Genomic DNA, 22,945 nt, shown 5'->3' with positions numbered 1-22,945 from the left:
CCTATCCCTCGAACAAGGCGATCAGAGCGGTGAGCAGGAGAAATGACGGCATGGCCGGGGTTCGGTCGCGGGAGCCGGGTGGCTCCGCTGGAGCTGCTGTCACGGGCGGTTTCCCTTCGGGAGGTGAGCGTCGCCGACGTGGTGCTGTTGTTGTCGTGCCGCACGGGGTATGTGGGCGCCGCAGATGCGCGGAAGCGGCGGGGGCGCGCGGCGTGGTAGGGCATCTGGCCGTGGTCGCCGACCGCGCTGCGGGCGGCGCGCCGGTCAAGGAGCGGCGGTGGGTGTGGGGTTTCGGAGCGTGGCCGTCCGCGATTCGATGTTCTTGGACGTCGAGGAACGGCGAAGAAGCACCAGCCGGCCGAGCAGTCGGATGAAGTGCTGTTCACTGCCCTTCGCTGCTGGTCACCTGGCTGCACCGAGTTCGGGGACCCGGCAGGCCGGTTGGCGCAGTCCGGCTGGAGTGCCACGCGCTGCCGTTCCTGCGGCTCGTCCGCCCGGCGGCCTGGCGCGGACTGCGATGTCCCGGGTCCGGAGAGCAGCGTCTTCGAGACGGCCGGATGGACGTTGCCGGTTTCCTGGCGGCCCGGGCCGGGGTGGTCCGGGCCGCCAGGTGTCGCCGGGTGTCGTCGGATCAGGTGGCGATGTCGGGGTAGGGCATCTGGATGTGCTGCATGCGCTCGGCGTACGCCTTCTGGTACTCCAGCGGGCCGTGGTCGCGCTCGAACATGGCGATGAAGAGGGTGAGCGTGAGGAACGGGTGGGCGCCCATCTCGAACAGGGTGACGTGGTCATGCTGGCGCAGCGCGCGGCGTTCGTCCTCGGTGAAGGCCAGCCAGGTGGTCTTCTCGGCGTCGATGCAGTTGAGCAGCTTGCCGGCGATCTCGCCTTCCCACCACTCGACGGTGGCAGAGGGGTCGGTGCGGTAGCGCTCCACCAGTTCGGGGTCACGGTCGATGGTGTAAAGGAACGTGTTCAGCAGGTACTTGCTCACTTGGCCACCTCCGCCGCGTTCGCCGGGACGGCGACCGGCTGCGGCGTACCGTTCGGGTACCAGGTGAAGTAGGCCTCCCTCGTGTGGAACAGGTCGAGGGGGTCGACATGGTCGGCCTTCGTCCCCTCGCCGGCCACGCCCATCATCAGCATGAAGTCCATGAACCCGTGCGTGGCGTTGCCCGGGGCGTGCAGGCTGTCGAGAGTCACCTCGGCCAGGCATCCCTCGATGTCACCGGAGGTGATCCACTGCACCGCCTTGCGGTCGAACTCGGGGTCGGGACCGTGCTCGCCGAACTGGCGCGGGCCGCCCAGTTCCAGCGACAGGTGACCGGTGCCGATGACGGCCACCCGCTTGTCGCTGTCCCAGGACTCGATCATCTCCCGGATGGCCTGGCCGAGCTGGACGAAGCGCTTGGGCTGCGGCAACGGCGGGGCGAAGATGTTGGTGTAGATCGGCACGATCGGCAGGTCGGCCTCGGGCCGCAGTGTGATGATCGGGCAGGTGATGCTGTGGTCGATCCGCAGCTCGTTGGAGAAGGCCAGGTCGAAATCACGGTCCAGGCCGTCGCGCAGCAGGTGCGCGGCAAGGTCCTCCTCGCCCTTGAGCAGCATCCGCGGCAGGCCGAACTCGCGTTCTTCGTTGTACCAGTTGGCGTCGAACACCGGCGCCTTGCCGACCAGGAACTGCGGCATGTTGTCCAGCCACAGCTGGTGGAAATGGTCGCTGCCGATCATGACCAGGACGTCGGGCTCCGCGGCGGTCAGGGTCTCGCGGAAGCGCTCGATCTTGGCCACCCACTCGTCCGCGAAGGGCGGCCGGTCCTCGCCTGTGGAGATGCTGGTCCGGTAGTAGAAGGGGTGGTGGGTGGACGCGATGACCGCGGCCAGTTCAGCCATGACGACCTCCGTCGGTGTCGTGGTGGGTGAGCGGGTCCGACAGGTAGGGGTCGGGGTCGACGGACCGGTTGTTGAGGTCCACCGACAGGAAGACGCCGCTTGCGACCGAGTGGCGCAGCTCCTCGGCGAGCTGCCCGATCAGTCCGGCGGTGCGGGCCAGCAGGGCAAAGCCGCGCAGCAGTTCCATGGGGAGTCCGAGGTCGGCCAGGGCCGCGCCGCATACGCCGGCGCCGTTGAGCGGCAGCTGCTTGCCCAGCACCTGCGGGTGGACCCGGCCGATCGCCGCGAACAGTGACAGGTGCGGCCCGAACAGTCCCTCCTCCGCAGCGATTTCGAGCAACCGCGGTGTGCGGGGGTCGCCTTCCTTGTGTACGTGGTGTCCCAGGCCGGGAACGAACCGGCGGGCCTCCCGCTGCACGCGCACGGTCTTGAGGGCGAGGGCGTCCCAGCCGGCGTCGTCGGTGGGCAGGGGGCCTTCCGCACCGGTGAGGACGTCGTGCAGGAACCGGCCGCAGTCCTCGGTGACGCCCAGGAAGCGGGAGCCGCCGCCGAGCAGCCCGGCGGCGAGCGCGCCCTGGACGGAGTCCGGGGCGGACAGGTAGGTCAGCCGGGTGACGATCGCCGTGGGGGTGAAGCCGTGGTCGGCCAGTGCGGCGAGCACCGCCTCGAACACCCGGGTTTCTCCGGGAGTGGGCCTTCGCTGGGTGGCCAGCCAGAACGCCAGCTCACCGAAGCCCACCTCGCCCATCACGTCCTGGGCCAGGTCCGCGCCGAGCAGAGTGATCGTCTTCAGGCTGGAAGCGCCGAGCGCGGTGGGGTACACCGGGCGTTCGATGAGTTCCCGGACGTCGGTCTCGTCAACCACGGTCGTCCTCCCGCGGGGCGGAGAGCCAGGCGCGGACGTCGGCGCCGTGCTCGTCGAGCGCGGGCGGGGCGAGCCGGTAGCTCGCCGGGGTTCGCGACAGCCGGATGGGATGGCGAACCGTGGGGACCGCGTGGTCGCCCTCGCCGACCTCCACGACCGGTTCGAGGCCGAGGTCCTCGGCGAGCCGGACCCCGCCGGCGACGGTGTTGATCGGCCCGCAGGGCAGCCCGGCCTCGGTGAGGATGCCGAACCAGTCCAGCGCGCTCTTGGTCGACAGCGCCTCCAGCAGCAGCGGCCGCAGCTGCTCGCGGTTGTCGTTGCGCTTGCCGACGGTGTCGAAGCGCGGGTCGTCGGCCAGCTCCGGGCGGCCGATCACCGCGGCGAGCTTGCGGAACTGGCCGTCGTTGCCGGCCACGACGATGAGCTCGCCGTCACCGGTTTGCAGCGGCTCGTAGGGGAACAGGCTCAGGTGCGCGTTGCCCATCCGGTGGGGAACGACGCCGCCGGCGACATAGGCCGAGGTCTGGTTGACCAGCGCGGAGAGCGCGGTGGACAGCAGGTTGGTCTCCACGTGCTGGCCTTCACCGGTGAGGTCGCGGTGGTGCAGCGCGGAGAGGATGCCGATGGCCGAGTGCAGACCGGTCATCACGTCGAAGACGGAGATGCCGGCGCGGAACGGCGGCCCGTCCGGGGCGCCGGTCGCCGCGTGTACCGGTCGCAGCAGCAGCCCGTCCCGACCGGAGACCCGGTCACGAAGGCCTGACCATGGTCGCGAGGCGACAACGCCTCCGTGGACCAGGCCCAGGAACGCGCCCGCTACCAGGCCGAGCGCACCGAGGCCGAAGAGGCCCTGCCCGAGCTCCGCGCCACACAGCCACAGCCGCCCGAACGCGCCGGACTGGAGCAACTCGTCGGCGACGCGGACACCCCGTGGCACGCGACAACGATCACCGACCCGGACTGCACACCCCTGATGCGCACCGGCCGGCTCGGGGCTACAGGTCGATGTCGACGAACAGCCGCAGCTGCGAGCGGACCGTGGCGGCCAGGCTGAAGTCGCATTCCGAGAGCAGCCACTGTGTGTGTGCGCCTTCGTGCAGGGCTGTGATGAGGCGTGCGGCTTCGCTCGTCGGCATCGGTCCGCGGAACAAGCCGCGGCGATCGAGATCGTCCAGTGCCTGGGTGACAAGTTCCTGGAGTTCGGCATGCCACCTCCGGAAGTAGCCGTGAGCTGGGTGCGTGGGACTGATGGCCTCCGCGGTGAGGGTCGTCAGGAGGCGGACGTTGTCCGGCTGCTGCTCGTCGCGGTCGGCGATCGCCGCGAGCCCCCGTATGAAGGCCACGCCGTCGCGGCTGTCGAGCCCGTAGAGGTAACCGGCTCCCTTGATCCGGTCGTCGAGCAGAGCCTCGAGCAATGCGTTCTTGTGCGGGTAGTGATGCAGGAGTCCGGTGTGCGAGATCTGTGCGCGGCCTGCCACGTCGCGGAGCGAGGTCGCATTGAACCCTCGCTCGGCGAACGCCTCGGCTGCGGCGAGGAGGATCTGCGCGCGCCGACGCTCGGATGCCTCTTCCTGGACGCTGCGGCGGCGTCGGACGGGCACATCTTCGGTCAAGGGCATCTCCGGCTCCTTTTCACAGACCACGCGTAAGGCATTGATCTTACAAGTGGTCGGTGCTTCTATGGTCCGCATCGACGAGGACGTCGAACGAAAGGCTCGGTTACATGGTGGCAAAGAAGCTGAAGACGGCAGAGGGCGTGGAGTTCCGCGATCTCAACCACAACGGCACGATGGAGCCGTACGAGGATCCGCGGCTCGATGCGGCTGCCCGCGCAGCGGACCTCACCGGGCGTATGACGGTCGAGGAGAAGGTCGGGCTTCTCTTCCAGGCTCCCGTCCCCGCAGGACCGGAGGGCGATCTGGTCACCGGGCCGACTCCGGCCGGCGACGTCGACACGGCCGCCTTCATCGTCGACCGCCATATCAACCACCTCTACACCTTCGACTTCGCGAGCCCGGAGATCGGAGCGGCCTGGAACAACCGCCTCCAGGACGTCGCGGCTTCGACCCGTCTGGGCATTCCGGTGACGGTGTCGACCGATCCGCGCAACTCGTTCGGCTCGAACCCCGGTGCGGGTATGCGGTCGCGCGGTTTCTCGATGTGGCCGGAAACGCTGGGGCTGGCTGCTCTACGAGACGAGGAGACAGTTCGCTGCTACGCGGACATCGCCAGGCAGGAGTACGTGGCAACGGGCATCCGCGCGGCGCTTCACCCGCAGGTCGACCTGCCCACGCACCCGCGCTGGGCGCGCCAGTACAACACCCTGGGCACGGACCCGGAGCTGGCATCGCGCCTGGTCGTCGCCTACCTGGACGGGTTCCAGCGCTCGGCGGCGCTGGGACCTGACAGCGTCGCGTGCACAACCAAGCATTTCCCCGGCGGAGGCGCGCAGAAGGACGGCGAGGACCCGCACTTCGTCTACGGTCGCGAGCAGGTCTACCCGGGCGGACGATTCGAGGACCACCTCGCACCGTTCCGTGCAGCCATCGCCGCCGGAACGAGCGGCATCATGCCGTACTACGGCATGCCGGTCGGCCTGTCCCGGCACGGCAAACCGGTGCCGGAAGTCGGCTTCGCCTTCAACGAGGCCATCCTCCGCGACCTGCTGCGCGACGAACTCGGCTTCGAGGGGGTCGTACTCACGGACTTCACCGTGGTCACCGACGGCATCATGTTCGGCCGCCGGTCCATCGGCCGAGCCTGGGGTGTGGAGCACCTCTCGTACCGCGACCGCGTCAAGCGCCTGCTGGATGCTGGAGTGGACCAGATCGGCGGCGAGCACTGCACCGAACTGCTTCTGGAACTGGTCCAGGAGGGGCAGGTCTGCGAAGCCCGGCTGGACGAGTCGGTACTGCGGCTTCTGAAAGTGAAGTTCGAGCTGGGGCTGTTCGACGACCCGTACGTCGACGTCGATGCCGCAGCCCGCATCGTGGGGCGGGAAGAATTCCTGCGTGCGGGACTGAGGGCCCAGTCCAGATCCGTGACCGTCCTCACCAACCGGGCGGACACGGCTGAATCCGCGCCGGTTCTGCCCCTTCGTCCGACTCCTGGCCAGAAGGTCTACACCGAGGGCATGGACGAGAGCGCATTGCGCGATCGCGGCCTCGTCTGCGTGCGGTCCCCGCAGGATGCGGACTTCGCCCTGGTACGCCTGAGCGCGCCGTACACCCCCCGCGACGACTACGCGCTCGAGGCGTTCTTCCACGCGGGCACGCTCACCTTCGACAAGGAGCTGCAGGAGCACGTCCTTGCCGTGGCGAGCACGCTGCCGACGATCGTGGACGTGTACCTCGACCGTCCAGCGATGCTCGAGGCGATCACCGCCGAGGCCGCCGCGGTCACGGCGAACTGGGGCACCTCGGACGCCGCATGGCTCGACGCCGTATTGAGCGAAGCAGCGCCGGCCGGGACCCTCCCGATCGAGGTGCCGCGCAGCGAGGAAGCAGTCGACGCCAGCCTGCCCGATGTCGGCGCAGCGACCGAGAACCCCCTGTTCAGGCTGGGGCACGGCATACGCCTGGCCTGCGAGGAAACGCGATGAGCAGCGAACCCCGGCAGCCGCTCCTCCCCGCGCGGGGGCAGAGCTCACCGATCTCGGCACCCCGCTGATCGCCCGTCGACTCACAGCCCACGACTGCACCGTGGCCGTGTCGGTCGACGTCAGCGGAGGCGCCGGCGGGCTCGTCATCCGCCACTCGGAGAAGCACTGGATCGCGATCGAGGCCGGCAGGCGCGGGGAAGCAGGCATCTGACCGCCCGTGCCTCCCTCACCGGACTCGAGCGGGTATGGGCGGCCAGCATCGTCGGCGACAACCTGCGCCTCATTGCACGGTTCAGCACGCCGCCCACCGGCCATGCCGGAAACGGCGCACCTTCGGTCAGAGGCGATCGCATAGCGCTCTCGGCCGAGACGTCCGCCGGCCGCGTCGCGCTCGTCGAGCTTGACGGGCGGTTGCTTCGAGACCACCGAGTCGTTCACCGGTCGCGTCGCCGGCGTGTATGCCCGCGAGGGCGACGTACGCGTCCGCCGGTACGAAGCCATCCCGACTGCTCCCTGACCCCCGCAACCCGCACCCCGGACCCGGGCCATGCTCACCCCGGGCGCTGACGATCAGCATCGCGCTCCTGGGGTCGTGTCGTGTCCCACCATGGGTGCACCATGTGGTGCAGGAGATCAAGCGCTTCGCGTTCCGGTACTGTGGGCTGCTGCGGGGAACGCGACCGTGACACGCAGGCCGCCGCCCGCTCGTACCCGTGTGTCGATCGCGGCGTCGTGGGCCTCTGCGACGGCCCGCACGATCGACAGGCCGAGCCCCAGCCCCTCGCGTCGCGCGGCACGGGTGTCCTCCAGCCGTTGGAAGGGCTGGAACAGCCGCTCCACCTCTTCCTGCGGAACCGCCGGACCGGTGTTGGACACGGTGATCGTCGCCTTGTCGCCGTCCGTGCCGGTGGCCACCTCGACCCGGCCGCCGGGCACGTTGTAGCGCAGCGCGTTGTCCACCAGGTTCACCACCAGCCGTTCGGCGAGGCTGCGGTGGCCCAGGGCGAGCGCCGGACCGGTCGCCAGGTGGAACGTCACCTGCCGGTCCCGTGCCTCGGCCCGGCGCGGGTCCACTGCCTCCCCGGCCAGCCGCGTCAGGTCGAGCGGCTCTCGTACGTCGATGCCTCCCTGGCTGCGCGCGAGGGTGAGCAGGGCCTCGATGAGCCGTTCCTGTTGCACGCCGCCGGCGAGGATCCGCTGGTGCGCCGACCGCAGCGAGTCCACGGTCGCGTTCGGGTCGCCCAGTGCGACCTGTCCGAGGGTCCGCTGCCGCGCCAGGGGGGTGCGCAACTCGTGGGAGGCGTTGGCGACGAAACGGCGCTGTGCCTGGAAGGACGCTTCCAGTCGGCCGAGGAGGCTGTCGAAGGTGTCGCCGAGTTCCTTGAGTTCGTCGGCCGGGCCGTCGAGATCCAGTCTGCGGTGCAGGTTCGTCGCGGAGATCTCCCTCGCCGCCGACGTGATCATGCGCACCGGACGCAGGATCCGGCCGGCGACCACCCAGCCGAGGACGATCGAGAGCACGAGCATGAGTCCGAGCGCGGTGCAGGACTGGACCACCAACTGGTCCATGACGGCGGACTTCTGACGCAGCAGCGTCTGCCGCTGTTGCTCGGAGAGCACCTTCACCTGCCGCTGCCCGCCGGGCGGTGTACCCGGCGGGGGGTGGGCGGACGCCTCCGCGGTCGGGGACCCGGGAGCGGGGATGATGTCCTTGGCCAGCGATCCGCTGATGGCGTCCCCCAGCAGGAACCAGGTCACCGTCAGCAGCGCGGCCCCCGAGAGCAGGAACAGGCCGCTGTAGACAAGGGTCAGCCGGAGGCGCAGGGAACGGCGCGGCAGCCGCGGACGGACGATGCGGCGGGTGAGCCGGGCGGACAACAGCGACATGGGCGTCCTCAGATCCGGTAGCCGCGCTTGGGCACGGTCTCGATGACCGGCGGATCACCGAGCTTGGCCCGCAGCCTGCTGACTGTGATCTTCACCGCGCTGGTGAAGGGGTCGGCTGCTTCGTCCCAGACGCGTTCGAGCAGTTCCTCGGCTGACACGACCCGCCCCTCGGCGGTCAGCAGCGACTCCAGGACCCCGAACTCCTTGGGCGACAGCTCCAGCGGCCGCTCCCCGCGGCCCGCCCGGCGCCGCGCCGTGTCGACCACGAGGTCCCCGTGCCGCAGCACCGGCGGCACGGCGGGATGCGCGCGCCGTCCCAGCGCCCGGATCCGCGCGACGAGCACGGGGAAGTCGAAGGGCTTGGGCAAGTAGTCGTCTGCTCCCAGGCTCAGCCCGTCGACGAGATCGTCGGCGCTGGCCGCGGCGGTCAGCATCAGCGTCCGGCAGCGGCATCCCGCCGCAATCAGTTCCGCGCACACGTCGTCTCCGTGCATCCGGGGCAGGTCCCGGTCGAGCACGACCACGTCGTAGTCGCTGAGCAGCGCCCGCGCCAGTCCGTCCTGACCGTCGAAAGCCACGTCCACGGCCATCTGCGCCCGCCGCAGACCGATCGCGACCGTCTGCGCCATCTCCTCGTCGTCCTCGATCACGAGTACCCGCACCCTGTGCCTCGCTCTCCGCATACTCGCCCCGCACCCCGACACTGCAGCAAGGATCTTCCCTCTCCGCCGGTTTCCACAAAGTTTCGTCGCGCACGACGTCCCGGGCCCCGTACGGGCCCGCACCGGGGCGCCGCCCAGCCCAAGGCAGTGCGCCAGTCACTCTCCGCGGCTGCGCCCCGGCGGATGCGCGCGGTCGTCCGAGGGGCGTTCGGCGTCAGTAGGGAGAGGGAGAGCCGGACGATGCGGCTCGTCCGGTCCACGGTCCCGGTACGCCCGCACGCGCGGCCGTACGGGAGGAACACCTGGCGGCCTTTCGACGCCCGTCCGGCGAACGTCTCCGGTCTCCGCGTGCAGCGAAACCCTGCCGAAACCACCTCACCCGTAGACATGGCCCTGCCGGCATCACATGACCAGTACCGCATGACCAGTGAAGGGTGAATCCCCGTGATCGACAGCCGTCCCGCGGACCGGAATCCGGTCCGTGCCGTGAAGCGACGCCGCGGCACCACCATGGCCGTACTGCTGGCGGCCGTCGCCGTCTTCGCCGGTGCTTGTTCCGGCGGTGACGACGAAGCCTCGGCGTCCTTCTCCTCCGCCAGCAGCGGGGAAGGCGACCTGGTGGCCTATGCGAAGTGCATGCGGAAGAACGGGATCTCCGACTTCCCGGACCCGGACTCCAACGGCGGACTCGTGGTGCCGGCCGGAGTCGACCCGAACTCCGACGCCTACAAGAAGGCCGACAAGGCGTGTGCCGAGTACCGGCCGGACACGGGGTCGGCCGGCTCGGGCGGCAACAGCGGCTGGTCCTCCGAGGACCAGGTCAAGTACGCCGAGTGCATGCGGGAGAACGGCGTGCCGAAGTTCCCGGACCCCGACCCCAACGGCAAGGGCAGCGTCATCGGCCAGGGTTCCGGTGTCGACCCCGACTCGTCCGCGTTCAAGAAGGCAGCCGAGAAGTGCGCGAAGTACCAGCCCCAGGGCATGCAGAACCAGGTTCCCAACAAGCAGGGCGGAGGGTCGAATTGACCGCGACGCGGGTTCCCGTGCCGGAGATGAGGGCGGAGCCCCCCGAGGTCGGGGAAGAGCAGCGGCGGCGGCGCCCGCGCCGGATCCGCCGGGGCCGGATCGCCGCGGTCACCGTGGCGTTGATCGCGGCGGGCGGCGCGACCGCGGTGGCCGTCACGGACCCCTTCGAGGGGCGGGCCCAGGACAACACCGCCATCGCGGACACCGAGACGTCGACCTCGCTCGCCGAGGTCGTCCGGGGCAGCCTCTCCGAGCGCACCCAGGAGAACGGAACGCTGGGCTACTCGGGCTCGTACGACGTCGTCGGCAACAGCAGCGGCACGCTCACGCATCTGCCGTCCGTGGGCGAGGTCATCCGTCAGGGCGACGTGCTGTACCGGGTGGACGGAAAGCCGGTGTTCCTGCTGAAGGGCTCCGTCCCGCTCTACCGCGAACTATCGCGCGGCCTGGAAGGAGCCGACGTCCGGCAGCTGAACGCCGCGCTCGTCGCTCTCGGATACGCCGAGAAGTCCGAGATCGACCCCGACTCGGACTACTTCAGCCGGCAGACCCGCTGGGCCCTGATGGAGCTCCAGGACGACCTGGGGCTGGAGGAGACCGGCAGACTGGCCCTGGGCGACGCGGTGTTCCTCTCCACCGATGAGATCAGGGTCACCAAGGTGGACGGCGTGCGAGGAGGCAGGGCGGTGCCGGGACAGGCCGTCCTGTCCGCGTCCTCGACCGGCCGGCAGGTCACCGTCGCCCTCAACGCCTCCCGGCAGTCACAGGTGGCCGTCGGCGACGAGGTGACCATCACCCTGCCCAACGGAAAGACCACCGCGGGCACGGTGTCCTCGGTGGGCAAGGTGGCCACGAAGGACGAGAACAACATCACCGTCGAGGTCAAGATCAAGCCACTGAGGCCAGAGGAGACCGGCGAGCTCGACCAGGCGCCGGTGCAGGTGGCCATCGTCAGCGACACCACCGAGGACGTGCTGTCGGTCCCGGTGGAGGCGCTGCTGGCCCGGGCCGGCGGCGGCTACGCCGTCGAGGTCGTCGACGGCGAGGGCGTGCACCGCCTGGTCCCGGTGAAGACCGGGCTGTTCGACGACAGCGCCGGCACCGTCGAAGTCTCGGGCAGCGGTCTGAGTGCCGGGCAGAAGGTCGTGGTGCCGGGCTCATGACAGAGGCATATACGGACACAAGGGTGACGTCCGGCCGGCACAGCGGTGAACCGGTCATGCAACTGAGCGAGGTCACCAAGGTCTATCCCGGAGCGACACCGGTGGTGGCGCTGAACAAGGCCACCTTCACCATTCACCGGGGCGAACTGGTGGCCATCGTGGGCCCGTCGGGCTCCGGCAAGTCGACGCTCCTGCAGGTGATGGGAAGCCTCGACCGGCCCTCGTCGGGAACCGTCCGCATCGTTGGCCAGAACGTCGCCGACATGCCGGACCGGGCCCTGGCGGTGATGCGGGCCACCCGGATCGGCTTCGTGTTCCAACAGTTCTTCCTGGCGCAGCACGCCACCGCCCTGGAGAACGTCGCCGACGGACTGCTCTACTCGGGCGTCCGCCACAAGGACCGGATGAAGGCCGCGGCCCGGGCGCTGGAGCGCGTCGGACTCGGACACCGGATCGACCACCGCCCGACCCAGCTGTCCGGCGGTGAACGGCAGCGGGTCGCGATCGCCCGAGCCCTCGCCGGCAACCCGGCGATCGTGCTGGCCGACGAGCCCACCGGCAACCTCGACAGCGTCAACGGTGCCGCGATCTTCAAGCTGATCAAAGAACTGAACACCGAAGGAGCCACCATCGTCGTGATCACCCACGACCGCGGACTGGCCACGCAGTTGCCACGCCGTATCGAGGTGCTCGACGGTCGCATCGTCTCCGACATCAGCGAGCCGGACGGTCTCGCCTCCTCCGAGAAGGGACTGTCATGACTACGGCCACGCCTCGTCCCGCCGTCCGGATGCACCCCAGCGACCTCGCCCGCACGGCCGGCGTGGGACTGCGTACCCGGCGGATGCGGGCCGCGTTGTCGGCGCTGGGCATCGCCATCGGCGTGGCGGCCATGGTGGCGGTGCTCGGACTGTCCTCCTCCTCCCAGGCGGGCCTGCTGTCCGAGATCGACAAACTCGGTACCAACCTGCTCAAGGTGACGCCGGGCCAGACACTGAGCGGCGAGGACGCCAAGCTTCCGACCAAGGCCCCCTCGATGATCGACCGGCTGGACGAGGTCGAGATGGTGCAGAGCACCGGGGCGACCGAGGCTCAGGCATACCGCAACCAGGACATCCCGGCCGTCAACACCAACGCGCTCACCGTCACCGCGGCCAGCCTCGAGCTGCCCGAGGCGGTGCGCACCGGCATTGCCGAGGGCCGGTATCTCAACGCCGCCACCTCCGAGCAGCCCGTGGCCGTCCTCGGCTCGGCCGCCGCCAGCCGGCTCGGCTTCTCCCGGGTCCACCCCGGTACGCGGATCCGGGTCGGCGGACAGTGGTTCTACGTCGTGGGCATCCTTGAGCCGGCGGCACTCACGCCCGAGATCAACTCCTCGGTACTGGTGGGCTACCAGGCCGCCCGCAAGTGGCTGAACTTCGACGGCTACCCGACCACGATCTATGTACGGGCCGCGACCGACCACGTCGCCGACGTCCAGAAGCTGCTGGCCGCGACGACCAACCCGACAGCTCCCGGCGAGGTCAGCGTCACTCAGCCCTCCGCCGCGCTCGAAGCGCGCGCCGCCGCCGAGTCCGCGCTCAACGGCCTCTTCCTGGGCCTCGGTGCCGTCGCCCTGCTCGTCGGCGGGATCGGAGTGGCCAACACCATGGTCATCTCCGTCCTCGAACGCCGCTCGGAGATCGGACTACGGCGAGCCCTCGGCGCCACCAAGGGACATATCCGCCTGCAGTTCCTGTCCGAGGCGGTGCTGCTGTCCGCCCTGGGCGGCCTGGCAGGCGTCGCACTCGGCGCCGCGTCCACGATCGTCTACGCCCAGATCAAGGGCTGGACCACGGTCGTTCCACCGCTCGCCTGGGGCGGCGGACTCATTGCGGCGGTCGTCATCGGCGCGGTCGCCGGTCTGCTCCCCGCCCTCCGCGCGGCCCGCATGCAACCCACCGAGGCGCTGCGTACGGCCTAGTACTGCACCGGATCGGCTACTGCCGTGCGTACGGCTGGGACGGCACGGCGCTGACGCTGTGGAGCGCGGACCAGACGGTGGGCGAGTGGCTAGGGTGGAACGGCGGCCGCACCATCGAGATCGTCCGTCGTGAGGTCGCGGAGACCCAGGACAACTGGGCGAGGCTCGGTCTCGCCCAGGCTCGGCGGATTCGTCGGCGGCGGTCGCCGGGTCAGGGGGGAGGAACGAGCCGGGGCTGAGGCGCTGCAGGGCCTGCCGGTGTTCTTCCTGGCCGACGCGGTGTGCCTCGGCTGGTCACCCACCGGATCCGGCGTAGGCCAGCAGCGAACGGCCGCCGTTGAGCAGCCGGCCGCAGCTTGCGCTCCTCGTAGTCTCCCGGGCGTTCTCCCGCCCCGGCCGTGTGAACGCCGAGACAGCCGAACGGATACGTGCCGTCGCGGCCGAAATGGGCTACCGCACCAACTGTCTGGCCCGTGCGCTGCCCACCGGCCGCACCTCGATGCCGGCACTGGTGACCTCCGACGTCACCAACCCCTCCTACGCCGAGATCATCCGCGGGGCGGAAGCCGCAGTCGCCGAGGCGGACAACACGATCCTGCTCATCGACGCCCAGGAGGACGACCGGATCGAGCGCAAGAACATCGAACGAGCGCTACTGAGCGTCGAAGGCATCGCGCCGGCCGGCACCCGGATGTCGGACTCGGCGATCCGGATGGTCGCCGAACAGAGGGCCCACGGTCGTACTCAACCGGGACATCACCGACGTGTCGAGCATCGTCACCGACAACCTGCACGGCGCGCGCCTGACCGTGGACCACCTGCCCGCGCTCGGGCACCGGGTGGTGACGTACGTCGCGGGTCCGGAGTCCTCCTGGGTGGACGGGATGCGCCGGCGCGGCCTGCGGAGGCGGCGGGTGCGGTCCTGCGCACACAACGCCTGGGGCCCGTCCCACCGACGATCACCGGAGGCGCCCAGGCGCAGGCGGACGTCGTTCGCGGCGCAGCCCTGCCAGCAGCCACCAGGTCAGCACGCGGTACGCCACCCGGCCCCGTGCGGGCCGCCGTGCGAGCGCAGAAACTGGGACTTCGTTCGCCGCACATCTTGTCGAAGCACCGAAAGCCATGTCAGTCTTGCTGACATTGCAGCCCGCCGAAGGGCCGGGAGCACACGCGGCGCACCACCCCCTGCCGCCGCCGTAGCCACCACCCACCGTGGCGGCTCCCGCAACGGTTGTCTGCCGTGGTTCGACATCAGCCTGACCGCACGCGAGCGTCCGGCGCTGCCGGAAGCCCACCGTTGAGCGTTCGGTCACCATGCCCACCCCCGGACGGTGGCCTCGGCAGCCGCGCCGCCACGGCGACGGTGGCGCGGCCCGGCTCCGAGATACACCCGCACACCCAAGGAATCAACGATGATCCCGCCCGACGAAACGTCTGCCTCCGCCTTCGAGCCGCCACGCTCCGAACCCGCGCCCTGCGCCGACGCCGCGCACCTGCGTGCCGGGCACCGGACGAGGCCGACATCCGCTGCGCTGACCAGTGGCCTGATCGGAGGCGTCATAGGTGCGGTCATGAGCGCACTGGCCAACTACATCGTCGTCGGCCTGCCCTCCAGCCCAGCAGCCAACGCGGCCAATCACGCCGTCTCCGGACTGATCAGCGGATTCCTCGCAGGATTCCTCGGTCTCCTGGCATTCCAACGCAAAATGAACCGGGGCGGGAAAAGCGGAGCCGCCGAGATCCTTCGTACTGACGGGCAGTCCCTCACAGCGCCGCCGGAAGCCCCCGCCCGTTGAAGCGGTGGTGTCCGCGACCGGCGGAGCCGCCCCCTGCCCAGCCGAGGGCTCTCGCCGCGCCCTGCCCGGGACCGACCGCCCCCGCATCGTCCCCGCCGTCGAAGACGGCCCAAGGAAGAAGAGCCGACATGTGCAATGACCCGTCCCGCCACACCGCGCCGTCCGAAACGTCACCCGACGGCACGAGCACCGGAGCCGACGCGTCAACGGTGTCCAGGCGCCGACTCGTGCAGACGGGCCTGGTGGTGGCCGGCGGCCTGACGGCGTCCGGTCTGTGGGCGGCGGCGCCCGCCGCGGCCCAAACGGCGGCAACCGCCGACTCCGGCGCCGACCGGCTCGTCATGCTCGGCGTCGACGGCGGGCCCGCCATCAACGCCGGACACGCCAAGCCCGCCCTGGCCCTGGTGGCCGGCGGCAGCGTCTACCTCGTGGACTGCGGACTCGACACGGCCCGGCAGCTGGTGGCGTCGGGCCTGGGCTTCGCGAACGTCAAGCACCTGTTCCTCACCCACCAGCACGTCGACCACACCTCCGGCCTCCCCGACCTGGTCCTGCACGGCTGGACCTACGCGCGCAGCGCCCTCGCAGGACTCACCCTGTGGGGGCCGCCCGGCACCAAGCAGAAGGTCACGGGACTGCAGACCATGTTCGGCCAGGACGTGCGGCTCTACGAAGCCGGCGGCGGCTTCGCCGACTACCCCACCCTGCGTGCACACGACGTGAAGGTGGCGGGCTCCTCCGCGATCGTCCGGATCATGGAGGACGACAACGTCATCGTGGACGCGACCCGTGTCTTCCACGGCTCGGAGGTGAAGGACGCCTACGCCTACCGCTTCACCATCAAGGCGAGCGGCAAGACCGTCGTCTTCTCCGGTGACACCGCCGCCCCCGACGCCAACCTCATCCGCCTCGCGCGCAACAGCGATGTCCTCGTGCACGAGGCGATGGACACCTCTCTCATCGACAAGATCACCGCCTCGCTGCCGCAGGCCCAGGCCGAGGAACTGCGCACCCACATGATCCAGGCCCACTCCGACGTGTCGGACCTGCCCGCTGTGGCGAAGGCCGCCGGTGCGCAGCGACTCGTCTTCTGCCACTACACGCCGATCCCGCAGGCCCCCTCGGTGTTCGCCGCGAAGGCACAGGCGGCAGCCGACGCGATCGGCTACCGGGGCTCGATCATCGCCCCCTCGGACCTGGACGTCATCACCCTCTGACAGTGATCATGTGATTGGTGGTTCTGCTGATGAGCCTGACTCGCCCTCTGACCGTGATCGGCCAGTAGGACTCCATCAGGTCTGTGTGGAACGTGGCGGACACGCACGGCGGCGAAGCGGGACCATAAGCCGCCGTGCTCCGCGCGGCCCCGCCGGCGGGCGAGGGAGGTGGAGCCTCCGCCTGTATCAGACCGACGGGCAAGCCACCGACAAGCAAGCTCGAGCAAGCTAGGGGAGATGCATCGATGTGTGAGTGCAGCGTCGAGGAGACCGGTGAGCTGCCGTCCCCCGGCAGCGGCAGGTGGGCGATCCGGTAGGCGTCGGCGGTGCCGGACGCCTCCAGCACGAACCGCTCACCGTCGAAGGCGGCGCCGCCAGGGGGGACTCTCACGTCACCGACGTCCCGCGTGGACCACGGTTCGGGCAGTTCGGCGGAGGCTGCGGCGAGACCCGAATCGGCGCTACATCCCTGGGAGTTGGCGGCGGTTGCGGTGTAGTAGTAGGTTCGCCCGCCCTGCGCGTCGGCGTCTGTGCAGGTCGCCCCCTCGACGGCCGCCGCGATCTCCTCGTACGGTCCCTCGGGGCGGGTCGCCCGGCGGACGGTGTACGTCGTCGCCCACGCGGAGGGCAGCCAGGACACCGTGACGCTCTTGCCGTCGCGCGCCGCGGTGACTCCCGCCGGTGCCGTCGGCACGGTCGGCGACGGGCCTCGGTGCACGCGTAGGCGAAGGTGCCGAAGCCCGGCAGGTCGTCGTTGCCGCCCTCGACGACGCGGGCGCCTTCGGTGCCGCGGAAGACGGCCGCCTTGGTGTACGAGGTGTCGAGGCCACGGACACCGCGTAGTGGGCGTAGTACATCTCGTAGATCGTCGGCAGTGTGCCGCGGGCCGTCGGAGACGGTCGTCTTGATGTACTTGCCGGTGCGGTCGAGGTCGGGGTGAAGGGGACGTCGCCGCCGAGGTTGTACCGCGCCGCGTACTCGGCGTCGGCGAGGATGCGGTGGCCGGCGAAGCCCCACAAGTCGACGCCCTGGTTCCAGGCGACCTGGGCGGCGTCGCCCATCAGGCCGGCGGCGAGCTGCTCGTGGCCCTGGTCGCGGCCGGACTCCTGCCCCTGGCCGTCGTCGCTGACGACCCGGTTGCGGACACTGCCGTTGCCGGCACCGGCGGCCACGAACCGCAGGGCGTCCTCGAAGAGGGTGGGCTCCTCGCAGAACACGCCGATGGCGAGGACGGACTGAATGGCCGCCAGGTCCCAGTTGCCGTCGGCGTAGAGCATGTAGCCGGAGATCGCCGGATACCAGACATCGAGGAAGGACGCCTCGCAGCGGGCGATGTCCCCCGCGTTCCAGCCGTCGTAGCCGGTGTGGCGCAGCAGTTCGGCGGCGTTGACGAGCTTGAAGGCCTGAAGTCCCGCGCCGAGCGGGCCGTCGGCACCGGTGACCATGGTCAGCGAGGCCGACCAGGCGTTGGGGATGTCCCGGGCCTTGTCCGCGTGCGCCCGGTTGCCGGTGACGGCCCACATGAGGGCGTTCTGGTAGGCGGCGGCCGAGTCCGCGACGGCCTGGTTCATGAAGTTGGTGGGGCCGCGGCCCCAGGAGGTGATCTGCCCGGTGTTCTGGACCGGGTACGTCGACTTCGAGCGGGCGTGGGCGGAGAACACCAGGTAACCGTCGTGGATGGGGGTTTCCTGGGCGGCGACCGCGGCCTTCGTCCGGGCGAGGTCGGCGGCGCTGTGCAGCAGTCCGGGGTGGGTGAAGGCGCGGGACGCGAGGTCGGTGTCCTGGGCCCAGGCCGCCGCGGCGGAGACGGACGGCAGTCCGCCGCCGGCCGCGGCGACGAGGCCCGCCGCGCCGAGGAAGTTCCGTCGGCTGAGAGGAAGCACGGGTGACTCCATTGTTCTACGGGTTCTACGGGTTCTACGGGTTCTGCGGGTGCCGGATGTGCCCGGTCATGCGTGCTTGACGGTGAAGGTGACGGTCTGCGTGGCGGTTCCCACGCTGTTGACGGACCTTGCCGGAGATCAGGCCGGTGGCCGGGTCGATCGACAGCCCCTTCGGCAGCCCCTCCGCGGCGAAGGAGACGGGTAGATCGTCGGCCGTGATCAGGTAGGTGAAGACCTGGTTCCTGGTGGCGGTGGCCTGCGCGGGGCTGGTGATCGTCGGCTGGTCCGTGGAGGTGGCCTCGGTGGAGTTCAGGAACCGGGTGTTCACCACGTGCTCGTTGGCGTACGCCGGCATCATGTCCTCGAACCGGTACCAGCCGGGCTTCCTCATCCCGTTGGCTATGGCCTTGCCGTTGATGACCAGGTTCTGGAAGGTCACGTTCTTGATCGCGTGGTCCGCGTCGTAGCCAACCATGATCGACGGGTTGGCGTGAGTGCCGTTGTAGGACAGGTTCTTGATAGGGCTCCTCCGACCTGCTGGGGAAGGGCGGGCACCCGCACACCTGCGCCGGTCCCCGCGACGACCGCCGGGGCCGGTTCCCGTCAGACGCCGTCGGACCCGGTCGATCGCGTTCGCCTCAGTTCGTGGGCTTCGGCGAGGAGCAGATAACCGCTGGCGGTCCAGGTGTATGCACGGTCGCGCAGCCCCTCGCCGGTGAGGGCGTCGAAGTTCTCCGCGGAGCCGGATGCTTCGCACAGGGCGCGGAACCGGGCGCCGACGTCGTCCGCGAGACCGTGCCGGCCGGCGCGCCGCAGACCGTCCTCGACGAGGACGGTGGACGGTGCCCAGATCGGTCCGCGCCAGTAGCCGTCCGGGACGTAATGCCGCGAAGTGGGTTGTTCGGTGGCCAGGCCGTGCGGGGTCAGGTGTGCCGTGAGCCGTTCCGCGAGTGCGGTGCTGATCTCGTCGGGCAGGTGCTCGCCGAGCGCGATGGGCATCAGGTCCAGGAGGCTGGTGCCGGTCCGGGCGGTGCCGGCCGCGGGCGAGCGGGCGGCGAACGAGCCGTCGGCCCACAGTTCGTCGAGCATCGCCGCCTGCATCGAGTCCGCGGTGTACCGCCACCGGCGGGCCTCTTCCGTCCGCCCCAGCTCATCCGCCAGGCCGGCGAGTTCACGCAGTTGCAGGACGAGGAAGGCGGCCAGGTCCGCGGTCACGACGACCCGCCCGGAGTCGAAGGTGGTGGCGTTGTCCCAGCCGCTGTCGTTGCCATGGTGGTAATGCGGCAGGGCCGCACCGGGCGCGCGTCGTGCCGTGAGCCAGAACTCCGTCCAGCGGGTGAGCCTGTCGTACGCCTCATCGAGCTGCGCCCTTCCAAACGGTGCGGGGAGCCGTCGGCGCAGGTGCCCGAAGGCCCAGCCGTGGATCGGTGGTTTGACGAAGTTGTGCAGTACTTCGGAGTGCGTGACCGAGTCCGGCAGCGCACCGCTCTCGTCCTGATGGTCGAAGGGCAGGAAGAACTGGTCCCAGGCGAGCCGGGGATGGCCCGGGGCGAGGGCGAGGGCGTTGAAACAGTGGTCCCAGCTCCAGACCTTGTCCATCCAGTGCTTGGACATGAGGACCGCGGGCCGGGTCACGAACCCCTTCGGCCGGACGGTCGCGGACCACAGCACGTACGCGGCGAGGTCCGCGGCGGGGCTCGCGGGCGAGCGCCATGGCGCGACCGCGTCGGTGAAGGCCGCGAAGGCGGTCCGTGCGGCTTCGACGAGCGGCTCGAAGGCCACCGCGCGGCGGTAGGGACGGCGTGCGGTCTCGTACTCCTCGACCGCGATCTCCCAGGCCCCGGTGGTGCCGGCGGTGACCGTGACCCCGCGCTCGGCGCTGCCCAGCGTCTGTGCGCCGGTGGTCTCGGCCACGGTGCCGGACAGCACGGTGATCCGGTAGCGCCGTCCTGTCTCGTAGGAGGTGAACACGTACGCCTCGGCCTGAGCAACTCCTTCGGGCCGGGTACGAATCCGCGCACCGCGGACTGGACGGCTTCACCAAGGCCGCCGCCGAACGCGGGCTGACCGTGCGGACGTACTGCTGCGGGGACGACGCGGCCTCCGGCCAGGCGTGCGTGGAGCAGATCCTGCGCGACGACCCCGCCGCCACGGCGCTGGTCACGTTGAACGAGGCCGCCTTGGGCGGCCTCTATCGAGGACTGGCCCGGGCGGGTCTTCATGTGCCGCGGGATTTCTCGGTCACCGGAGTGGTGGCCGGCCGCTGGGCTGAGACGGTGACCCCGCAGCTCACCGCGGCAGACGTACCGGCCGCCGAGATGGGCCGGCTCGCCGTGGAGCTGCTGGTGGACCGGCTGAACCGCCCTGACACCCCGCCCCGGCACCACATCCTCACGCCGCCTATCTCCCTGCGGGCCAGTACGGGGCCCGCGGGGACCGTGCCCGCGAACGCCGGCGCCTGACCCAGGAGCCCGCCCGCTCCCTCACCCGACCGTCACCGCCGCCGCACACGGTGCACACGACCCGTCGGCGCTGTTCGGCATGCCCGAATTCCCCCTCCCTGCCTCGCCACCCACTCATCCGCAGCAGAGGAACGCACCGATTGCGGCCAGCGCGGCAGCCCGTTCTTCGGGGCCGTAGTCGATCAACTCGTCGGCTGCGGCATCGAAGGCACGCACGTGGCTGTGCGGACCGGCCCGGGCACGGCGCGCGATCTCAGGCAGGCCGAGACTCAGGGCATCGCAGTCCCCGGAGTGGAGGAGCTGCACCAGGTGTGTGGTGACGCGCTAGTACTCCAGTGCGGTTTCGTGATCTATCCAGTGAGTTGGTCAGCTGACCGTTGTCGGTAGTGGCTGCGGCGGGCTGTTGCTTGGTGGCGTCGGCGCCAGGCAGACCAGTGCAGGAGCCTGGCCGCTGTCACGGCCTGTGGGATGAGCGCGACGACGAGTAGGCGGCGGATCTCGGGGACGGTCAGCGGGATCGGGTCGCTGCCGCGGGCGGGGTGGTGGGGATCGATGGGCCGGTCGGGCGCTGCGTCGACTGCGAGGGCGGTCAGGAAGGCCAGGGCGAGCATGGCGAGCGTGATGTGGCGGTGCCACGAGGTCCAGTTGCGGACCTGGTAGTGATCGAGTCCGACCTGGCCCTTGGCGGCCTGGAAGCACTCCTCGACGCTCCAGCGGACGCCGGCGACCCGGACGAGTTCCGCAAGGGTGACCGTGGCAGGTGACCAGCACAGGTAGAAGGCCAGTTCACCACTGGTGCGGTTGCGGCGGACGAGCAGGTGGCGGTGTCCGTCGGTGCCGATGTGGATCCAGGCCCAGTCGTAGTAGCGCGGGCCCTTCGCGCCGTTGCCTGCGCTGTGCCGCTGCCAGGCGCTGGCGGGCAGGCGTTCGGCGACGGTGTCCGCGCGCATGGTGGTGCGGCCTGAGTTGATCCGTACCCGGGTGGAGCAGGCGACGGCCATCACGTAGCCGGTCCCGCGTGACTCCAGGGCGGCACGAAGCTGAGGGTCCTGCCCGTAGGCTTCGTCGCCGGTCACCCACGGTGCCTCCACCCCGGCGTCCAGCGCGGTGGCGATCATCTCCCAGGCCAGGCGGGGTTTGGTCTGGAACTGCACAGTCTCGGGTATCCCGGCCGCCTGGCGGCGTCCGGGATCGGAGCACCAGGACTGTTCGGGCAGGTAGAGCCGGCGGTCGATCAGTGTCCGTCCTCGGCTGGTGGCGTAGGCGAGGAAGACGCCGACCTGGGAGTTCTCGATGCGCGCCCGGCAGTGCCGGTGTACTGGCGCTGCACGCCCGCCGAAGCCCGGCCCTTCTTCACGAAGCCGGTCTCGTCCACGATCAGCACCGCGCCCTGGGCGCCGAGGTGTTCGACGGCGTAGGCGCGGATGTCGTCGCGGACGGCGTCGGCGTCCCAGCGGGCGCAGCGCAGCAGCCGCTGCATCGGGCCCGGCCGCGCATGGCCTGCCTGTTCGGCCAGCTGCCAGCAGTTCTTCCGCTCGGCACGCGACAGCAGTCCGAGCAGGTAGGCGCGGGCGGTAGCCCGGGGTTCAACTCGGCTGAACCGGCCCGCGATCCGGGCCATGGCCTGCTCGAACATCACCCGCCATCGGGCGCCGTCTATGCTGTGACCTGCGGCCACCGCACGATCGTCATGAGTCCACACAACCCTTGATGATCACGCGGTGGCCGTTCCAGTTCTCACACGGGTCCGACCCAAGATCGCGAAGTCACACTGGAGTACTAGGCCGTAGGCGACGGTGGGCAGCAGGTGCGGTGGCCGGGAGCGGCACCGCATTCGTTCTCCTTCCCCCTCCCGGAACAGCTCCGCTCGCACGGCAGTGCACTGGACCAACGCGTGCACCTTTGCAGGCCGCCCTCGAGGGCACCGGACGGAAGTGACGACACACCCCATCGAAATTCCCCAGGTGGCCGTCGTTTCCTCGTCGGATTTCATTTTTCGTAGCGCATTCTTCTCACCGGGTAGCCGACCAGCTGGAATGGAGACGCCGGAGGGGTCGGCCGGTCCGGGCACGGCCTCCCCCATGTTCTCATCACGTTTCGGGGTCAACGACATTGACGCCGCATCAAGCGCCCTCTATTGTTCCGGCGTCACTCCCGGACAACTTTCGAAATACCGAACACGCGGGACGGGAAATAGCCAATCACCCTTCCTGTTTCCGCCGAATCCGTTCACCGACCCACATGCCGCGCTTTCGTGTCCGGATCCCCCGCTCCGACCGCGAGGAGACGTACGTGCGCGCATTTCCCCCGCTCGCCGTCCCGGGCGGGTCAACGCCCCCGCTCGGACTGGGCCGCCGACTGCCGGAGCGGATCACCACCATGGCCACCGTCCTGAAACAGACGCTCCCGGGCGGCACCACCCTGGCCGGGCGCGCCCACCACTAGTCCGGCAACGCACCCGCCCGAGTCCGGTTCACCGCCTTCGCCCGCGACACGGCTTTCGTCCCACTCCCCCGGAGTCACCGCCGGG

General features: G+C 70.1%; 18 protein-coding genes and 4 pseudogenes. 10 read left to right on the top strand and 12 right to left on the bottom strand.

Features of this window, described 5'->3' with window-relative positions:
* Window positions 1–631: 631 nt before the first annotated feature.
* From ACIP67_RS30915 to ACIP67_RS30895, 5 genes are read right to left on the bottom strand one after another with little or no spacing between them, the layout of a single operon-like run.
* Window positions 632–991 carry a hypothetical protein gene (locus ACIP67_RS30915; RefSeq protein ID WP_401696196.1) on the bottom strand — a complete coding sequence of 120 codons (360 nt, stop codon included), beginning with the start codon at window positions 989–991 and terminating at the stop codon, window positions 632–634.
* Complete coding sequence (locus ACIP67_RS30910) at window positions 988–1,890, bottom strand: extradiol ring-cleavage dioxygenase (RefSeq protein ID WP_401696195.1); 903 nt, start codon at window positions 1,888–1,890, stop codon at window positions 988–990. Before ACIP67_RS30910 ends, ACIP67_RS30915 begins: the two co-directional genes overlap by 4 nt.
* Window positions 1,883–2,755 carry a citryl-CoA lyase gene (locus ACIP67_RS30905; protein WP_401696193.1) on the bottom strand — a complete coding sequence of 291 codons (873 nt, stop codon included), beginning with the start codon at window positions 2,753–2,755 and terminating at the stop codon, window positions 1,883–1,885. The genes ACIP67_RS30910 and ACIP67_RS30905 overlap by 8 nt, the downstream gene beginning before the upstream one ends.
* Complete coding sequence (locus tag ACIP67_RS30900) at window positions 2,748–3,692, bottom strand: CaiB/BaiF CoA transferase family protein (RefSeq protein ID WP_401696192.1); 945 nt, start codon at window positions 3,690–3,692, stop codon at window positions 2,748–2,750. The genes ACIP67_RS30905 and ACIP67_RS30900 overlap by 8 nt, the downstream gene beginning before the upstream one ends.
* Before the next feature lie 58 nt (window positions 3,693–3,750).
* Window positions 3,751–4,374, bottom strand: a complete 624-nt coding sequence (locus ACIP67_RS30895; protein ID WP_401696191.1) for a TetR/AcrR family transcriptional regulator — start codon at window positions 4,372–4,374, stop codon at window positions 3,751–3,753.
* Between the two features lie 104 nt (window positions 4,375–4,478).
* On the opposite strand from ACIP67_RS30895, the gene ACIP67_RS30890 reads away from it, so the two are divergent.
* Window positions 4,479–6,356, top strand: coding sequence for a glycoside hydrolase family 3 protein (locus tag ACIP67_RS30890; protein ID WP_401696190.1), 1,878 nt, complete (start codon window positions 4,479–4,481; stop codon window positions 6,354–6,356).
* Window positions 6,357–6,989: 633 nt separating this feature from the next.
* Here the strand turns inward: ACIP67_RS30890 and ACIP67_RS30885 are convergent.
* Entirely contained in the window at window positions 6,990–8,243 is a 1,254-nt protein-coding gene (locus ACIP67_RS30885; RefSeq protein ID WP_401696189.1) for an ATP-binding protein, read from the bottom strand.
* Between the two features lie 8 nt (window positions 8,244–8,251).
* The gene (locus tag ACIP67_RS30880) at window positions 8,252–8,905 is read right to left on the bottom strand and encodes a response regulator transcription factor (protein ID WP_401696188.1); all 654 of its coding nucleotides are present in this window, start codon (window positions 8,903–8,905) and stop codon (window positions 8,252–8,254) included.
* Window positions 8,906–9,391: 486 nt separating this feature from the next.
* Here ACIP67_RS30880 and ACIP67_RS30875 point away from each other — a divergent pair, with 486 nt between their 5' ends.
* The 7 genes from ACIP67_RS30875 to ACIP67_RS30845 all read left to right on the top strand — a co-directional run bounded on the left by ACIP67_RS30875 (window position 9,392) and on the right by ACIP67_RS30845 (window position 16,070).
* Complete coding sequence (locus tag ACIP67_RS30875) at window positions 9,392–9,931, top strand: hypothetical protein (protein WP_401696187.1); 540 nt, start codon at window positions 9,392–9,394, stop codon at window positions 9,929–9,931.
* A 26-nt stretch (window positions 9,932–9,957) separates the two neighbouring features.
* Entirely contained in the window at window positions 9,958–11,094 is a 1,137-nt protein-coding gene (locus ACIP67_RS30870; RefSeq protein ID WP_401696186.1) for an efflux RND transporter periplasmic adaptor subunit, read from the top strand.
* Complete coding sequence (locus ACIP67_RS30865) at window positions 11,091–11,855, top strand: ABC transporter ATP-binding protein (protein ID WP_401696185.1); 765 nt, start codon at window positions 11,091–11,093, stop codon at window positions 11,853–11,855. Before ACIP67_RS30870 ends, ACIP67_RS30865 begins: the two co-directional genes overlap by 4 nt.
* On the top strand, window positions 11,852–13,057 hold the full coding sequence (locus tag ACIP67_RS30860) for an ABC transporter permease (protein WP_401696184.1): 1,206 nt from the start codon (window positions 11,852–11,854) through the stop codon (window positions 13,055–13,057). Before ACIP67_RS30865 ends, ACIP67_RS30860 begins: the two co-directional genes overlap by 4 nt.
* A gap of 400 nt (window positions 13,058–13,457) precedes the next feature.
* Complete coding sequence (locus tag ACIP67_RS30855) at window positions 13,458–14,195, top strand: hypothetical protein (RefSeq protein WP_401696183.1); 738 nt, start codon at window positions 13,458–13,460, stop codon at window positions 14,193–14,195.
* Between the two features lie 274 nt (window positions 14,196–14,469).
* The gene (locus ACIP67_RS30850; RefSeq protein WP_401696181.1) at window positions 14,470–14,853 is read left to right on the top strand and encodes a hypothetical protein; all 384 of its coding nucleotides are present in this window, start codon (window positions 14,470–14,472) and stop codon (window positions 14,851–14,853) included.
* Between the two features lie 209 nt (window positions 14,854–15,062).
* Complete coding sequence (locus ACIP67_RS30845) at window positions 15,063–16,070, top strand: MBL fold metallo-hydrolase (protein WP_401696180.1); 1,008 nt, start codon at window positions 15,063–15,065, stop codon at window positions 16,068–16,070.
* A gap of 193 nt (window positions 16,071–16,263) precedes the next feature.
* On the opposite strand, the pseudogene ACIP67_RS30840 reads toward ACIP67_RS30845, so the two are convergent.
* From ACIP67_RS30840 to ACIP67_RS30830, 3 genes and pseudogenes are all read right to left on the bottom strand, one after another.
* A pseudogene (locus tag ACIP67_RS30840) lies at window positions 16,264–17,965 on the bottom strand (alginate lyase family protein); the annotation flags it as partial.
* A gap of 22 nt (window positions 17,966–17,987) precedes the next feature.
* Entirely contained in the window at window positions 17,988–18,428 is a 441-nt protein-coding gene (locus tag ACIP67_RS30835) for an Ig domain-containing protein (protein WP_401696179.1), read from the bottom strand.
* 128 nt (window positions 18,429–18,556) lie between these two features.
* Window positions 18,557–19,936 (bottom strand): annotated as a pseudogene (locus ACIP67_RS30830) (amylo-alpha-1,6-glucosidase); the annotation flags it as partial.
* Between ACIP67_RS30830 and ACIP67_RS30825 the strand changes: the two are divergent.
* Window positions 19,933–20,415: pseudogene (locus ACIP67_RS30825) on the top strand (substrate-binding domain-containing protein); the annotation flags it as partial. The pseudogenes ACIP67_RS30830 and ACIP67_RS30825 overlap by 4 nt on opposite strands.
* A 114-nt stretch (window positions 20,416–20,529) precedes the next feature.
* Here ACIP67_RS30825 and ACIP67_RS30820 read toward each other — a convergent pair.
* Both ACIP67_RS30820 and ACIP67_RS30815 read right to left on the bottom strand, forming a co-directional pair.
* Window positions 20,530–20,721, bottom strand: coding sequence for a hypothetical protein (locus tag ACIP67_RS30820; RefSeq protein WP_401696178.1), 192 nt, complete (start codon window positions 20,719–20,721; stop codon window positions 20,530–20,532).
* Window positions 20,722–20,781: 60 nt separating this feature from the next.
* Window positions 20,782–22,051: pseudogene (locus tag ACIP67_RS30815) on the bottom strand (IS701 family transposase).
* Between the two features lie 656 nt (window positions 22,052–22,707).
* Between ACIP67_RS30815 and ACIP67_RS30810 the strand changes: the two are divergent.
* Window positions 22,708–22,860 carry a hypothetical protein gene (locus tag ACIP67_RS30810; RefSeq protein WP_401696177.1) on the top strand — a complete coding sequence of 51 codons (153 nt, stop codon included), beginning with the start codon at window positions 22,708–22,710 and terminating at the stop codon, window positions 22,858–22,860.
* Window positions 22,861–22,945 lie beyond the last annotated feature (85 nt).

The sequence above is a fragment of the Streptomyces sp. NPDC088812 genome (assembly GCF_044750285.1).
Taxonomy (GTDB): Bacteria; Actinomycetota; Actinomycetes; order Streptomycetales; family Streptomycetaceae; genus Streptomyces.
The sequence above is the reverse complement of the archived record's forward strand: the minus strand, read 5'-3'. Positions and strand labels throughout refer to the sequence as shown.

Excerpts from the sequence above, each read along its gene's own strand:
- ACIP67_RS30860 (WP_401696184.1), top strand. The coding sequence starts at position 11,852 with ATGACTACGGCCACGCCTCGTCCCGCCGTCCGGATGCACCCCAGCGAC.
- ACIP67_RS30890 (WP_401696190.1), top strand. The coding sequence starts at position 4,479 with ATGGTGGCAAAGAAGCTGAAGACGGCAGAGGGCGTGGAGTTCCGCGAT.
- ACIP67_RS30870 (WP_401696186.1), top strand. The coding sequence starts at position 9,958 with ATGAGGGCGGAGCCCCCCGAGGTCGGGGAAGAGCAGCGGCGGCGGCGC.
- ACIP67_RS30910 (WP_401696195.1), bottom strand. The coding sequence starts at position 1,890 with ATGGCTGAACTGGCCGCGGTCATCGCGTCCACCCACCACCCCTTCTAC.
- ACIP67_RS30835 (WP_401696179.1), bottom strand. The coding sequence starts at position 18,428 with ATGGTTGGCTACGACGCGGACCACGCGATCAAGAACGTGACCTTCCAG.
- ACIP67_RS30850 (WP_401696181.1), top strand. The coding sequence starts at position 14,470 with ATGATCCCGCCCGACGAAACGTCTGCCTCCGCCTTCGAGCCGCCACGC.
- ACIP67_RS30895 (WP_401696191.1), bottom strand. The coding sequence starts at position 4,374 with ATGCCCTTGACCGAAGATGTGCCCGTCCGACGCCGCCGCAGCGTCCAG.
- ACIP67_RS30885 (WP_401696189.1), bottom strand. The coding sequence starts at position 8,243 with ATGTCGCTGTTGTCCGCCCGGCTCACCCGCCGCATCGTCCGTCCGCGG.
- ACIP67_RS30865 (WP_401696185.1), top strand. The coding sequence starts at position 11,091 with ATGACAGAGGCATATACGGACACAAGGGTGACGTCCGGCCGGCACAGC.